The sequence below is a fragment of the Streptococcus cristatus genome (assembly GCF_003943535.1).
GTDB lineage: Bacteria > Bacillota > Bacilli > Lactobacillales > Streptococcaceae > Streptococcus > Streptococcus cristatus_L.
Genome location: NZ_RJPU01000001.1, coordinates 70482 through 84798, shown reverse-complemented (window position 1 = coordinate 84798; position 14317 = coordinate 70482). Strand labels below are relative to the sequence as shown.

16 protein-coding genes are annotated in these 14317 nt (G+C 43.8%); all 16 read right to left on the bottom strand.

The window, feature by feature from the left end; genetic code table 11:
• Positions 1-498 carry a GNAT family N-acetyltransferase gene (locus tag D8790_RS00455; protein ID WP_125387189.1) on the bottom strand — a complete coding sequence of 166 codons (498 nt, stop codon included), beginning with the start codon at positions 496-498 and terminating at the stop codon, positions 1-3.
• Between the two features lie 55 nt (positions 499-553).
• Positions 554-691, bottom strand: coding sequence for a hypothetical protein (locus D8790_RS00450; protein ID WP_005592063.1), 138 nt, complete (start codon positions 689-691; stop codon positions 554-556).
• Position 692: 1 nt separating this feature from the next.
• A complete protein-coding gene (gene nrdD, locus D8790_RS00445) occupies positions 693-2888 on the bottom strand; it encodes an anaerobic ribonucleoside-triphosphate reductase (RefSeq protein WP_125387555.1) in 2196 nt (731 codons plus the stop codon).
• 121 nt (positions 2889-3009) lie between these two features.
• Positions 3010-4566: a heme transporter CcmD gene (locus D8790_RS00440; protein ID WP_125387188.1), complete on the bottom strand. Its 1557-nt coding sequence runs from the start codon at positions 4564-4566 to the stop codon at positions 3010-3012.
• Between the two features lie 35 nt (positions 4567-4601).
• On the bottom strand, positions 4602-4748 hold the full coding sequence (locus D8790_RS10465) for a hypothetical protein (protein WP_185761877.1): 147 nt from the start codon (positions 4746-4748) through the stop codon (positions 4602-4604).
• Between the two features lie 286 nt (positions 4749-5034).
• A complete protein-coding gene (gene cls, locus D8790_RS00430; protein ID WP_125387187.1) occupies positions 5035-6570 on the bottom strand; it encodes a cardiolipin synthase in 1536 nt (511 codons plus the stop codon).
• Between the two features lie 179 nt (positions 6571-6749).
• Entirely contained in the window at positions 6750-7247 is a 498-nt protein-coding gene (locus D8790_RS00425) for an SP_0198 family lipoprotein (protein WP_125387186.1), read from the bottom strand.
• Between the two features lie 60 nt (positions 7248-7307).
• Positions 7308-8540: a bifunctional folylpolyglutamate synthase/dihydrofolate synthase gene (locus tag D8790_RS00420; protein WP_125387554.1), complete on the bottom strand. Its 1233-nt coding sequence runs from the start codon at positions 8538-8540 to the stop codon at positions 7308-7310.
• A 273-nt stretch (positions 8541-8813) separates the two neighbouring features.
• Entirely contained in the window at positions 8814-9125 is a 312-nt protein-coding gene (locus D8790_RS00415; protein ID WP_005591498.1) for a DUF1292 domain-containing protein, read from the bottom strand.
• 20 nt (positions 9126-9145) lie between these two features.
• A complete protein-coding gene (gene ruvX / locus D8790_RS00410) occupies positions 9146-9565 on the bottom strand; it encodes a Holliday junction resolvase RuvX (RefSeq protein ID WP_005591497.1) in 420 nt (139 codons plus the stop codon).
• Positions 9565-9831 carry an IreB family regulatory phosphoprotein gene (locus tag D8790_RS00405; RefSeq protein ID WP_005592119.1) on the bottom strand — a complete coding sequence of 89 codons (267 nt, stop codon included), beginning with the start codon at positions 9829-9831 and terminating at the stop codon, positions 9565-9567. Before D8790_RS00405 ends, ruvX begins: the two co-directional genes overlap by 1 nt.
• Positions 9832-9999: 168 nt before the next feature.
• The gene (locus D8790_RS00400) at positions 10000-10557 is read right to left on the bottom strand and encodes an SP0191 family lipoprotein (RefSeq protein ID WP_125387185.1); all 558 of its coding nucleotides are present in this window, start codon (positions 10555-10557) and stop codon (positions 10000-10002) included.
• A 43-nt stretch (positions 10558-10600) separates the two neighbouring features.
• Positions 10601-11167 (bottom strand): SP0191 family lipoprotein, encoded by a 567-nt coding sequence (locus D8790_RS00395; RefSeq protein ID WP_125387184.1) that lies wholly within the window; start codon positions 11165-11167, stop codon positions 10601-10603.
• A 107-nt stretch (positions 11168-11274) separates the two neighbouring features.
• A complete protein-coding gene (spx, locus tag D8790_RS00390) occupies positions 11275-11673 on the bottom strand; it encodes a transcriptional regulator Spx (protein ID WP_005591493.1) in 399 nt (132 codons plus the stop codon).
• An 85-nt stretch (positions 11674-11758) separates the two neighbouring features.
• The gene (recA, locus tag D8790_RS00385; RefSeq protein WP_125387183.1) at positions 11759-12907 is read right to left on the bottom strand and encodes a recombinase RecA; all 1149 of its coding nucleotides are present in this window, start codon (positions 12905-12907) and stop codon (positions 11759-11761) included.
• Between the two features lie 57 nt (positions 12908-12964).
• Positions 12965-14221 (bottom strand): competence/damage-inducible protein A, encoded by a 1257-nt coding sequence (locus D8790_RS00380; RefSeq protein ID WP_185761876.1) that lies wholly within the window; start codon positions 14219-14221, stop codon positions 12965-12967.
• Positions 14222-14317: the final 96 nt, after the last annotated feature.

Sequence of the window (14317 nt, the reverse complement as noted above, 5' to 3'; positions counted from 1 at the left end):
TCAATCTATATCAATCCAGTAACGCTCCTTACCAGCTCGAATATCCTCTAAAGCCCCGCCATTAGCCAGAATCACTGCCCGACTGGCAGCATTGTCACAATCACAAGTCACTAAAGCACGTTTGATATTTTTACTTTTAGCTACTTGCAAGCCTTGTCGCAGCTGCTCTTTGGCCAATCCTTTCCCACGCGCAGAGGGACGGATGCTATAACCGATATGCCCGCCTTCTTGGAGCAAATGGTCATTGAGCCGCAAGCGCAGATTGAGAAAGCCCATTGCCTGACCATCCACAGCAAAAGCGACCAGTTGAATATAAGGCACAAACCCTTCTGGCAAGCCTAGACCTGCCTCAGCTAGCCGAATGGTCTCCAGCCAGTCCTCATAGACAAAATCCGCTCCGCCAAAGAAGCCATCCTGTCGGCTACCAGCCGCTTCAAAGTCAGCCAGCATCTCTAAAATCTTTTCCTTGTCTTCTAGTTCTGGTCGTCTCAGCTCCATAGATCCTCCTGATACGAAGAGAGTGAGACCGCCTTGCGCCCCACTCTGACTTCTATTATTTCTTGTTCTTTTCTAAAAATTGCTGACGCAGTTTGGCCAATCGCTCTTTTTTGCCATTGCCTCCCCGCGAATGTTTTTCATGGAAACGCTGCACCTGAGCCTTTCCTTTGTCGTCCAATTGATACTTTCCCATCTTAATCTCCCTCATACTTAATAGTCGAGCCATTCATGTGCTTGACCCGAGCTGATATTTCCTTGTGTCGGCCGTTGACCATTGGACGAGCTTGCGGATTTCCTAAGTAACCGCAGGTCCGCTTGACCACATCGACCGTCTTGGGATCGCTGTTGCCGCAGTTTGGACAGGTGAAGCCCCGCTCGGTCGGCGTGAAATCTCCCTCAAAGTTACACTTGTAACAACGGTCAATCGGCGTATTAGTTCCCAGATAGCCAACCCGATCATAGGCATAGTCCCAGACAGCTTCCAAAGCCTTGGGGTTTTGCTGCAGCACAGGATATTCACAATAATGGATAAAGCCGCCTGAGGCTCCCACTTCAGGATAAATCTTTTCAAAGTCCAGCTTTTCAAAAGGCGTTGGATTCTTACGCACATCGTAGTGGAAGGAGTTAGTATAGTACTCCTTGTCAGTAATATCTGGAACGATGCCAAACTTCTCTGTATCCAAACGGCAGAAGCGGTCAGTCAGGCTTTCAGATGGCGTCGAGTAAACAGAGAAATGATAGTCATACTGCTCGGACCATTCTTCCACCCGACGCTTCATATCTTTGACAATAGCAACTGTAAAGTCCTTGGCTTCTGGATTGGTCTCCCAATTAACGCCGTAAAAGACTGCTGCCACTTCATAGAGCCCGATATAGCCCAGGGAAACCGTTGCACGACGGTGAGTAAAGAGCTGGTCTACCTGATCATACTTGCCCAAGCGTTGGCCAAAAGCTCCATACTGATAGAGAATCGGTGCATTGGCTGGACTGGCTTCCTTGGTCCGCTCCACTCGGTAGACCAAAGCATCTTCAGCGATATTCATCCGCTCGTTAAAAAGTTCCCAGAATTTATCCAAATCCCCCTCGGATTCAAGCGCAATCCGCGGCAGATTGACAGTAACGACACCAAGATTCATACGGCCGGAGTTGACTTCCTGACCATTTTCATCCTTCCAGCCTTGTAGGAACGAACGGCAGCCCATCGGTACCTTGAACGATCCAGTTAAGTCGATAATCTTGTCATAGGAAAGCACATCTGGATACATGCGCTTGGTGGCACACTCCAGAGCCAATTCTTTAATGTCATAGTTAGGCGTTCCCGGCTCGAGATTGAGCCCACGCTTAAGGGTGAAAATCAGCTTAGGGAAAATCGCTGTGCGGTGCTCACTTCCCAACCCCTTGATACGGATATTGAGAATAGCCTTCTGAATCTCCCGCTCAAAACGGTTGGTCCCCAGACCAAAGCCCAGCGAAGTAAAAGGAGTCTGACCGTTAGAGGTAAAGAGAGTATTAATCTCATACTCTAGCGACTGCATGGCATCGTAGATATCCTTCTTGGTCTTCGCCCAAGCGTATTCTTCCTGCTTATCCGGCAAAACCCATTGCTCTGCATCTTTGAGGTGCTTTTGATAATTAAGCTCAGCGTAGGGCGCCAAGACCTCATCAATTCGATCGGCTGAGCAACCGCCGTACTGGCTGGAAGCTACATTGGCAATGATTTGCGAGATTTGAGCTGTCGCAGTCTGAATAGACTTGGGACTCTCTACTTCTGCATTGCCAATCTTGAAGCCATTTTTCAGCATGCCGTCAAAGTCAATCAGACAGCAGTTCGTCATCGGCGTATAAGGGCTGTAGTCCAAATCATGGTAGTGGATGTCCCCCTTCTGGTGGGCATTGGCCACATGAGGCGGCAGCATCTTAAGTCCAATGGACTTGCCGACAATCCCTGCGGTCAAATCCCGTTGGGTATTGAAAACATCGCTGTCTTTATTAGCATTCTCATTAACCACCGTACGATCTTTGTTGAGAAGCTTGTCAATAGTAAAGTTGATGTCAGTCGCTTTTGAGCGCTCAAAATCCCGTTGAGTGCGGTAAGTGATGTAGTTCTCTGCAATGGCATATTCCTTGGCATTTAAAAGCTCATGCTCAACGATGTTCTGAATCTCATAGATTTTGACATACTTAGCGAAGCGACTGCTGATTTCTGCCACAACACGGTCTGTGATGGTTTCGAGCTTAGCTTCCAGCATAGGCGTCATGGGACCAAGATCCTGAGCCGCTCGTACCATAGCCTTATAGATCTTAGTCACATCAAAAGCTACTCTCCGGCCGTCTCGCTTCTCAACGTAGATGGTAGGCGCTGTATCAAATTTTGCTTCTCTTAAAATCATCACAAACACTTCCTCTTCTCAATTAATCATCTACCAAACATTATATCACTCCAAAATAAAAAATCAATATGTTGTGGTGAAATTGTTATTTTTTTATTTTAAACACAACATATTGATTTAATTACTTGATTTGATAAAGCTTGAAGTGATTGAGTTTTAGGTTTACTTCTTCATAATCTTGAGAAATTTTCTTTTTCACGTCCGAAAAGAGTTTCACATCTTTATTAACTAAAATAAACTTTGGACTTGCCTCGTTTAAAGCATTACGCAAGAAAATGCGATTTTCCTCCGTTCCTGTATAAAGCGACGGACTCAATAGAGAAACAGCTGATAAACGCTGCGCTTTTTTATAGAGGCTAGCTGTATTGTCCCAAGCATAAATGCTATCCTTGCTAGTGCTGTTTTCACGAATATGTTGGGCAACCAGATTTCTCTCTGCTGAAACTCCATTGGATAGAATATACTCATTTACAAATGGATAAGCTACGAGATAAAGCATCGCAAGCAAAGGCAGAAAGAGTTGCTTGCCCAAGTAACGATTCCAGCTAGAAGCCTGGGTAGGCTTACGGTGGCGTCTTTCATGTCCATCCCTGTCTCCACCTGTATCTAGCCACAAGGCTAATAATAGTAGGGCAAAAGGCAGGGTTGTCAACAATTGATAAGCACCCTTCTCTGGCAAGCCTAGAACTCCAACAAAGCTGATAGGAAGACCTAGTAGCCCAATAAAGCGCATGCCACGCGCGGCAGTTGGTTCTTCTTTGAAAGCAAAAGCCGTCATCAACGCTGTCGCAAAACCTAATACTAGGAAAAGTAAGCCATAATAGAGCAAATGATCGAATATATAGCTGCTATTGAGACGAAAAGCCTCTAGAACATAAGTAGCTTGACTAATCGCTACACCAAAAGAACCATTCAAAACTGTATAGTAGCCCAGTGGATAAAAGACTAGAGAAAAACCTAATAGACCTGCTAACAACTGATAAAAACCACGCGCTTTTCGCTTGTCAGCGATATTGTACAAGAGCAAGAACAGCGTCGTCAATGAGTAAAAAAGCAGACTAAAAGCTGGCTCGATTAGAAAAGCCAAGGCTCCAACCATCCCAAAACGAATAAAAGACTCATCGCGGACACGCCCTTGTAAGTACTTCACGAGATGGTACAAACTCCGAAAGATAAATGGGAAAGCAAAAATAATAGAATAGGTTCCGCCAAATCCCAGTGTCAGCACAAACAAATAGAACAGAATTGTAATCTGGCGAGCTAGACCACTTCTAACCGTTATTTGTGAAATTGTCTGGAAGAGATATACTCCTGCCAAGGTCAAAGCCACTACTTGGAAAAGTAAAAACAATAGCTGACCCAAAAATAAATTCCCCAACCAGCTTACCAAGTAGTAGAGAAGACCGCTAGTTCCATAAATATTTGCATAGGCAACTTCTCCCTGAGTCAAGGCCCAGCCAGCATATAGATTTTGCGATTGCAAATTGGTGGCTAAGTTGGTTAGTAGAGGATTGATGACACTGGTCAAACTGACCAAGATACTCCAAAAAAATAGTTGTAAAGAAGGAACTGGCTCGATTATTTTCTCTAGCCGCCGTCTCTCACTCGTATTTTGCCAGGTTTCTGCGGACATAGATACTAAAATTTCCACGTTTTCCTGTTGATTTCTATCGTTCATAAAAGTTCTCCTTGATTTCCATACTCTATAGTATATCAAAAAGCACTCTTTCTGTCAGCCTTATCTTGGCCCCCTTTCTCCTCCTGTCTCTTCTTTGCCAAGCGCTCCAAATCGCGGAATCTTAGGTAAACTAGCCGCTCTTCTGGACAAGAAAGCCGATAAATTATTTTTGCTATTTCCATCTATAATCCTCCTTTGATTCTCTGCCCCCTACTTACTATTCGTAAAATAAAGGCAGTAATCACAAGAAAGCAGGATTTGTAGCTAATCTCTCAGCAAAAGACAGAAAAAAGGGGCTGGGACAAAAGTCCTAGCCTCTCAATTGTCTTTGGATTGTCGAGCAAGACGCAGTGGTTGAGTGGGCCCTACTGCGCTGATTTCATCAGCTTTTACAGCCCTACTCAACTGTGCGGAGATGGGACGACGAAATCGAATTCTAACGAATTACCGATTTCTGTCCCACTCTCTTTAAAGTAGCGGAGCAAATAATTGCATGATTTCCTTCAGTAAACGCTGGTACCAGCTATTCTGAAGGGTTTCAAGAGAAATTTCTTTGGAAACATCAAACAAATCTTCAAAATCCTGCTTAATGTTCGCAATCGTTTCTGTCTGATACATAAGAACAGCATTTTCATAATGGTGCACCAGACTACGGTAGTCAAAATTAATAGTTCCGACCACGGCTAACTCATCATCCGAAATAACGTTCTTACTGTGGATAAAACCAGGAGTGTACTCATAAATCTTAACACCAGCCTCCAGCAAGTCTGGATAAGCACCACGAGTGACTATCTGAATCAGCTTTTTATCAGGAATAAATGGCGTCACAATGCGAACATCCACTCCTCTCATGGCTGCATTTTTGATATCCTCTGTCAAATCATAGTCAATAATCAAATAAGGGGTCGTGATATAGACATAATCGATGGCTTGATTGATGATATTCTGATAGACAGCCTTGCCCACCTGTTCCTTGTAAATTGGCTTAGGCCCGCTCCCGTAAGGGATGTAAAGCCCCTTGCCTTCCACTCGCCGGCTATCAAAATGGTAACGGTCAAAATCCGTAATTTCCCCGCGATTGATGTACCAATTCATCAAGAAAAGACGTGTCAAAGCCTTCACTGCTCGACCTTCCAAACGGACACCGCCATCTTTCCAATGCCCGAAGCGCACGATATGGTTGATATACTCGTCTGCCAGATTGATTCCGCCTGTATAGCCGACTTGCCCATCCACCACCAAAATCTTGCGGTGATCACGATTATTATAGGCTACCGTCATCCGCGGAATCACCTTATTAAACTTATGGGCATCAATTCCCATCTTGCGCAGTCTTTTCGTGTAATCTCCCGAGAGGGTCGCCATACAGCCAATGTCATCGTAGAGCAGCTTGACTTCAACTCCCTGCTGGACTTTATCTACCAAAATCTCAAGGATACGATTCCACATCAGACCTGGATCAATGATATAAAATTCAAGAAAAATGAATTTCTTGGCTGAGCGCAAATCATCCAGCATGGCCTCAAACATCTCTTCGCCAAGGGGGAAATACTGAGAAGCCGTGCCATCGTAGACATCAGCATTGTGATCCATACTCAGCAAAGACTTGACAATGCCAAAGGCTGATTTATTTTCCTGCTTGAGTTCGACTCGCAGGTCATAGCTGTTGTCCTCTCGAAACTTCATTGAGTCCATTTTTTCCAACTGCTGGATTTCTTTTTTGGAAAGGCGCCGCTCTCCAATCATCAGATAGAGCAAGAATCCAAAAACGGGCACAACTGCAAATAAAATCCAAGTCACCTTGCTTTCGGGAGGCATATTCCGATTGACAATCGCCAAGATAGTCCCAATATATAAAGAAACAATGACAAGGGCTGACAACCAATTAGGCACCAACTGATTAAAATAGAAAAAGGCCGCAAAAACAAGAAATAATTCCAGTAACATGATAATGATGCTGAAACCATACTTGGACATCAGCAAACGAAACTTGCCCAGACTCATCCTAATCCTCCCTCATCTCACATTTTATCTAGTATAACAATAATTAGCAGCAATTTCAAAATTTTTTCAAAAAACGCCCTCTAGTCCAAGGTTAAAGGAAGTTCCTGCACTCTGTTATCCACAAACGCAAAAAGCTGGAGCATCTGCCCAGCCTCTTGTAAGATATTCCTTTTTGAAAATTATTGCTTGGTGAAGACGATTGTGTCATCATCATCATTTTCCTGCGATAAATCTTCCAGAGTCAATTGTTTTCCCTCTACGCGATAACGCTTAACGTCATCTCCAACGATCATGGTTTGATTAGTCGGATCAACCTGCACCTGTTCAATTTCCTGATCACCGTCGCGTTCGACTTTGGTCAGGGTTCCTTTATTTCCAGAAACTTCTAGAGTTAAAGCATCACCTTCATGAGTGGCCTTATAAGTCCCATCTAAGTCACTAGCAGCCGTTTGACTGGAAGTAGAAGCCTCTGAACTACTAGTATTTACGCTACTGTTTGTATTGCTACTTGCCTTGCTATTTGATGACACTGTCTCAGATGACTGAGAAACGGAGGAACTCGCTTGAGATTGAGCAGCTTGATTGGATGGATTTTGGCCAGAATTGCCACAAGCTACCAATACAAAAGCGGTCATAGCCGTAAGGGCTGAAAGAACTAATTTTTTTGAAACTTTCATTTTGTTTCTCCTTTCTTTGTTCCACTTCTATTTTACCAAACAGGGCTTTCTATGGTCAACTTATACACTCTGGAGGTAGGCTCGAACCTCTGCAATAAAATAAAGTGAACCCGTTACAAAAAGAACTTGGTCGGCCGTCTGCTCTTGTTTGAAATTCTCGATAAAGGCTCTGTAATCCGCCACATAGTCAAAGTCCGCAGCTTCTGCCTGCCCCACAGATTCCCCGTAGTCAAAGCTGGTCACCGTCACCTGAACCTCCGGCAGAGCCTCCTGCAAATAGTCCAGCATGCCGCTATAATCCTTGCGCTTCAAAGCTCCAAACAGCAGGCTGCATGTCTTGCCCTTCTGTCCCTTGATAAACTCGACCAAACGCGCCAGAGCTGGCAAATTATGGGCACCGTCCAGATAGATATTCGGACGAATTTCCTCTAGCCTCCCCGCCCAATGGGTCTTCCGCAAAGATGAAGGAAGCATAGAAAAATCAATTTCCCAGCCCATTTGCTTCATAAAAAGCAGAAAGGCCTGCAAAGCCAGCGCTGCATTTTCTTCTTGGTAAGTACCTTGCAATCCCAAGACCAAATGCGATAAAATCAAGTCTTTATTCTTAAAAGAACCATCAGAAAACGAAAAATTTCGCCTGTATTCATACAAATCCAAGTCCAAACTTGCTGCCCGCTGTTCACAGACCTGACGAGCCTCCTCTGGCAAGGGACCAATGACTGCAGAGCGACCGCTCTTGAAAATGCCAGCCTTCTGCTCCGCAATCGCTGTAAGCGTCTGCCCCAGCGTTTCCTGATGATCCAAGCCCACCGATGTCACCACTGCAACTTGCCCATCCAAGACATTGGTCGTGTCCAAGAGTCCGCCAATTCCCACTTCGATGAGAGCCAGATCAACCTGCTCCTCTCTGAAATAAAGAAAGGCTAGCAAGGTCAAGATTTCAAAATAGGATAGCTGGTCGTGAGTCTTGACCAATTCATTCTCCATCTCCTGAATCTGCCGCCCCAAGCGAACAAAATCAGCATCCGAAATCGGCAGGCCATTGATACAAATACGGTCATGGACGCTGATCATATGCGGAGATGTAAAGCTAGCTACCTTTTTCCCTTGATCGGCAAATAGATTCCGCATAAAAGCAATGGTAGAGCCCTTGCCGTTCGTTCCCGTCACATGAATGACGGGGTAAGCCCCTTCAGGATTCCCCAGCAAATCTACCGCTCTCTGCATCCGTTCCAGACCTGAACGAAAGTTTAGGCCAATACGACCGTTCAACCATTTTTCAATTTCATTCATCATTTTTCCTACATAAAAAGAGAAGCGAAGCGGACTTCAAATGTGAATCACCACTCGCTTCTCTCTCTTTTCTATTCTTCGTAAAGAAACTAGCTGTGGCCAAGCCATGATAAATTCTCCAACTGGCTGGCTTCCTAATTTCTAAGTCCGGGCTAAAAAGGTCCCCCGGACCTTCCTCGCTCTCTAGTTTTCAAGCTCGGGCTAAAAAGGTCCCTCGGACCTTCCTCGCTTTCTAGTTTTTAAGCTCGGGCTAAAAAGGTCCCCCGGACCTTTTTACTCCTCCATAAAGCTGTTGAAGACTTCTTCAATCATATCCCACTCTGCATCAGAGTCTTCTGGAATTGGTTCCAATTCGCCTTCTGTGCCGTCTTCATTTTCAGTAAATGAGTAAGCTTGGATTTCAACTTCGCCGTTCTCATCTTCTTCAGCATTTACTGGTACCAAAAGTACGTAATTTTTTCCAAACTCTTCCTTACCATCAATGGTCAGAAGAATTTCAAATAGATTCTCGTTCCCTTGCTCATCTACCAAGGTAATCAATTCAGGCTGTGCCTGTTCGTGGTCATGGTTATGATCGTGTGCCATAATTGTTTCCTCAATTCTTTCTAAAAGTTTCTATCTAAATAATTTTGTAAAATTAGCTGAGCCGCCAATTTATCAATCACTTTTTTGCGCTTGCTGCGGCTGACATCTGCCTGTTCAATCAGCATGCGCTCAGCAGCCACTGTCGTCAGACGCTCGTCCTGATACTCGACCGGAATTTGGAAAAGCTGGGCAATCTTCTCACCATAAGCCTTACTCGCTTCCACTCGTGGACCGCTGGTATTGTTCATATTTTTAGGGAGGCCAAGCACAAACTTGTCCACCTTATATTGCTCGACAAGCTCCGTCAAACGCTCAAAACCGAACTGCTCTTTCTCTTCATCAATCTGAATGATTTCAAGCCCCTGAGCGGTGAAGCCAAGTGGATCGCTAATTGCAACGCCTACTGTTTTCGAGCCGACATCTAGTCCCATAATTCTCATCAGAGGTCAATGCCTTGCCCTTTCAAATAATAACGCACCAGTTCTTCTACGATTTCATCGCGTTCATATTTACGAATCTGATTTCGAGCATTATTATAACGAGGCACATAAGCGGGATCTCCACTCAGCACGTAACCTACGATTTGATTGATTGGATTATAGCCCTTATCATTGAGTGACTTGTAGACATCGGTCAAAGTCTCGCTAATTTCTTTTTTGTTTGAATCATCAAGATTAAAACGTACAGTTTCGTCTGTAAATCCCACAATTACACCCTCTTTCTCTAAGAATACCATCATTATAGCATAATTACAGCAGTTTCACAAACTTAATCCATGTAAATTTTCTACTTTTTCGACATTTTTTCAACTATTTACCGCTCCTTCCCATCAAAAAACTAGCCCTTTTTCAAAGACTAGTTTTCATCAAAAATATTAGGACGGATTGCTAATTTCCTTGCCCCCTTCATCCTGGAAGGATTTGATAAATTCTTCTGGAGTCTGAGACTTCATTTGGCTAAAAATTGGCCCATAGGTCGGTACTTTAGAAGCCGCATCATAATCAAGATTTGTCGGATCAATAATAAAATCAATATCAACAGTGCCTTTTTCAGTCACTTTAACATTCACTTGAATACCTTTTACTTGTTCAAGTTTATCCACTCCTGAACTTTGCTTGAAGCTCTTGCTCACCTCTTCTTGCAGAGAGGACAAGTCTTGACCAGCTAAGGCAGACTTAGCTTCTTCTGGTAAATTTTGTGAAATAGCAATATTCACCTTTTCATACTTCTTGCCCGCGTAGGTAACTGTCAAGGTCATCGTTTGATCGAGCCCTTGTACCTTTTGATTTAACTGATAAGACTTGGTAACCGATTTATCTTTTACCTTGCTTTGAACAGACTGATTGCTACCAGCTTTTCCACTATGTGATTGTTGTCCACAAGCTGTCAACACCGCCAAGCTAGCCATTAAAAGTACTACTGATTTTTTCATTTCTTTCTCCTTTTTGGTTTTCTATGATTGACAAGAAGCTTCCTTACTGTTGCTCCTCAGCCCCGTTTATCAATAAATTATTGATATATTCTTCAGGTTGCATCTTTGTCATTTCTTTTAGATTGCTATTTTTAAAATAATTTAAAGTGAGTGCCTTTTCAATATCCAAATTGTCAAAATCGTAAGTTGATGTGATTTTCAGTTCATTTTCATTAAGAATCTGAACGGTTCCAGTGAAACCAGCAACAGTTTTTGCTTGAGTATAGTCCGTATCCTTTTGCATTGATTCATCCAAAAGTCGCTGAGTCTCCTCCAGCCCCACTTCTTTAATCGCATTTTTGATACTATCATCCGTTGGAGTAATTCTCTCCATAATCACCTTGATAAAGCGTTTCCCTTGATAAGTAATAATTTGACTAGATTGAATTCCTTGCTCATCTTTGGGGAAAACTAGTTTCTTGGTGATAACTTCCTGCTTTTCAGCCTGACTGATAATGGGAAGATTAGTTGTAATTTCCTCTTTTTTCCCCTTTGGCTTGTCCGCTTTCTTATGAGCGCAGCCAGTCAATATCACAGCTGCTAAGCCAAAAATTAGTAAAAATTTCTTCACGTTCCGTCCTCCTCAGAGATATTGTATCATAGTTTAACCGCTTGTCAATCATTTTTAGGTAATGAGACAGAAAAAAGGCAACCTAAAAGGCGCCTTTCCTTATCTAATTATAGAGCTGCTCGTAAGCGAGCCTCTGTATTCTCAACATTGCGCACTGCACGAGGTAAGAAGGCACGGATATCATCTTCCTTGTAACCAACTTGGAGACGCTTGTCATCCACCAAAATCGGACTTTTCAGAATCCGCGGTGTTTCCATGATGATGTCAATGACTTCGTTTACACTCAAATCTTCAATATCAACACCGAGTCCTTTTGCATAACGGTTTTTTGAAGATACAATGCTGGCAATGCCATTTTCAGTTTTTGCTAAAATATCAAGAATTTCTTCTTTGGTAATTCCTTCCTTACCAAGGTTTTGCTCCTTGTAAGTCAATTGATGGGCGTTTAGCCAGGTCTTTGCTTTTTTGCAGCTAGTACAACTTGAAACCGTATAAATTGTGATCATGCAAGTACTCCTTTCGCTACACGATACTACTATCGTAGTATATTATACCACAAAAACCATCGGTCTTGCGACCTATTTTGAAAAATTATTCCTCAATATCAAAGGCATCGTCTAGATCAAGAGTCACTTCTTCTAATTTTTCAAGAGGAGCCTCAGCCTTACCCTTCACTGCTTCTGCTGGCTCATCTTCCTCAATCAAGCCGTAACGTACACGGACTTGACGGTCGATTTCATCAAAGACTTCTGGATGATCAGCCAAATATTTCTTCGCATTTTCAGATCCTTGACCGATTTTTTCATCATTGTAAGAGTACCAAGCACCCGCTTTTTTGATGATATCCAAGTCAGTCGCAATCTTAATCAGCTCGCCTGTCTTAGAAATACCTTCTCCGTACATGATTTCCACAAAGGCTTCCTTGAATGGTGGAGCCACCTTGTTTTTAACGACCTTGATTTTAGTTTCCTTACCGACATTTGTATCTTTCGCATCGCCCGTACCCTTGATTTGGGTATTGCCACGGACATCCAGACGAACAGATGCGTAGAACTTCAAAGCACGTCCACCTGGTGTTGTTTCAGGATTTCCAAACATAACACCAACTTTTTCACGAAGTTGGTTGATAAAGATGGCAATCGTCTTAGTTTTGTTGATAGAAGCAGACAGTTTGCGCATGGCCTGACTCATCATCCGAGCCTGCAAACCAACGTGGCTGTCACCGATATCGCCATCGATTTCTGCACGAGGTACAAGAGCCGCAACTGAGTCGACAACGACCAAATCAACGGCACCAGAGTCAATCAATTTTCCTGCAATTTCAAGACCTTGCTCCCCTGAGTCTGGTTGTGACAGCAGCAACTCATCAATGTTTACACCCAGAGCTGCAGCGTATGACGGATCCAAAGCGTGCTCTGCATCGATAAAGGCTGCGATGCCGCCTTCTTTTTGAGCTTGAGCAACTGCATGAAGGGCAACGGTTGTCTTACCAGAAGACTCTGGACCATAAATCTCAATAATCCGCCCCTTAGGATAACCACCCGCACCGAGGGCGATATCCAAAGCCAGAGAGCCTGAACTCATGACTTGAACCTTTTGCTCCGCTCGCTCGCCCAAGCGCATAATAGCTCCCTTACCGAAATCTTTTTCAATATTCTTAAGAGCGTTATCCAAAGCTTTTTGGCGTTCATCTCCAAATTTCTTTGTGATTTCATCCAAATTTTTCTGTTTTTTTGCCATTTATTTCTCCTATTTTTTCTAAAATATCTTTTGGCCATCTTTTTATTATACCAAAAATCAGTTCTTTAATAAAGTTTTTCGTACGAGGTTGAAGGCATGCATAACAGCAATCTTTCGCACATCACGACGGCTGCGTCCAGCAATATTTACCTTAATGGTTTCCGTTCCTGATTCACTCGCTAAGCCGATAAAAACCGTTCCAGCTGGATGACCTTCCAGTGAATCTGGTCCAGCCACACCTGTCAGACTGACAGCCAAGTCACTCTGAGTCAGCTTTCTAGCCTGCTCTGCCATTTTCCCAGCCGTAAAAGCTGAAACGACACCATGCTTCTCCAGATCTCCCAACGGGATATCCAGCATCCGGCTTTTTTCTTCCATGCTGTAGGTGACAAAGCCACCTGAAAAAATAGCTGAAGCTCCAGCAAAATCAGCCAAGGTCGCTTGAAAGAGGCCAGCTGTCAAACTCTCCGCCGCCGAAATCGTCTTCCCTTGACTCTTCAGCAAGTCGAAAGCCACCTGAGGCAAGGAATTGTCATCTCCATAACCATAGAAAATCTCGGACAAAGACTGCCCCTCAAAACTCTGATACGCCAAAATAGACTTTTCCACAGCCTCAAACTTAGTATCCGCTTCTGCCTGACTCAATGCCTTGGTGGACAGTCGCAAGGTCACTTCGCCCGTCTTTGCATAAGGTGCAATGGTCGGATCGCTTTGTTGATCAATCATTTCAGCCAAAATAGTCACTAACTGACTCTCACCAATACCGAAGAAGCGGAGCACCCGTGAATACAATTTCTGGCCTGTGGATAAGAGGGGGACCAGCTCGTTATTAACCATAGGCTTGAGCTCGCTAGGCGGGCCAGGCAAGACTACATAGGTCACTCCGTCTGCTTCTAACAATCCTCCAACAGCTAAGCCGGTCGCATTTGTTAACGGCGTCGAGCCTTCGACCAGCTGAGCCTGACGCTCATTGTTAGGTGTTCGAGCATAATCTGGTCGGCTAGCAAAAAAGCAATCTAGCTTTTCCACAGCCGCTGGGTCGAAGCTCAAATCTCGACCGACAAATTTAGCCAAAGTCTGCTTGGTCAAATCGTCCTCTGTTGGTCCCAAGCCCCCTGTCAGGATAATTAAATCACTGCGCTCTTTGGCAATTTCTAGGACAGAGAGAAGACGGTTTTCATTGTCCCCCACTGCTGTCTGAAAATAGACATCAATCCCTAGACTCGCTAGCTTTTCAGATAAAAACTGGGCATTGGTATTGACAATCTGACCTGTCAGAATCTCGGTGCCCACAGCAATAATTTCTGCTTTCATAGAACCTCCTACCTTACTATTCGGAATTGGCTTTATTTTATCACAAAAAATCTTAAAAAAGGTGATTTTCCTTTCAGGAAATAAAAAGAGCTGTCA

Coding starts and splice junctions, on each gene's coding strand:
- D8790_RS00420 (WP_125387554.1), bottom strand. CDS start 8,540: ATGAATGAAATTGAAAAATGGTTGAACGGTCGTATTGGCCTAAACTTT.
- D8790_RS00380 (WP_185761876.1), bottom strand. CDS start 14,221: ATGAAAGCAGAAATTATTGCTGTGGGCACCGAGATTCTGACAGGTCAG.
- spx (WP_005591493.1), bottom strand. CDS start 11,673: ATGATCACAATTTATACGGTTTCAAGTTGTACTAGCTGCAAAAAAGCA.
- nrdD (WP_125387555.1), bottom strand. CDS start 2,888: ATGATTTTAAGAGAAGCAAAATTTGATACAGCGCCTACCATCTACGTT.
- D8790_RS10465 (WP_185761877.1), bottom strand. CDS start 4,748: ATGGAAATAGCAAAAATAATTTATCGGCTTTCTTGTCCAGAAGAGCGG.
- D8790_RS00425 (WP_125387186.1), bottom strand. CDS start 7,247: ATGAAAGTTTCAAAAAAATTAGTTCTTTCAGCCCTTACGGCTATGACC.
- D8790_RS00400 (WP_125387185.1), bottom strand. CDS start 10,557: ATGAAAAAATCAGTAGTACTTTTAATGGCTAGCTTGGCGGTGTTGACA.
- cls (WP_125387187.1), bottom strand. CDS start 6,570: ATGAGTCTGGGCAAGTTTCGTTTGCTGATGTCCAAGTATGGTTTCAGC.
- ruvX (WP_005591497.1), bottom strand. CDS start 9,565: ATGAGAATTATGGGACTAGATGTCGGCTCGAAAACAGTAGGCGTTGCA.
- D8790_RS00455 (WP_125387189.1), bottom strand. CDS start 498: ATGGAGCTGAGACGACCAGAACTAGAAGACAAGGAAAAGATTTTAGAG.
- D8790_RS00415 (WP_005591498.1), bottom strand. CDS start 9,125: ATGGCACACGATCATAACCATGACCACGAACAGGCACAGCCTGAATTG.
- D8790_RS00440 (WP_125387188.1), bottom strand. CDS start 4,566: ATGAACGATAGAAATCAACAGGAAAACGTGGAAATTTTAGTATCTATG.
- D8790_RS00450 (WP_005592063.1), bottom strand. CDS start 691: ATGGGAAAGTATCAATTGGACGACAAAGGAAAGGCTCAGGTGCAGCGT.
- recA (WP_125387183.1), bottom strand. CDS start 12,907: ATGGCAAAAAAACAGAAAAATTTGGATGAAATCACAAAGAAATTTGGA.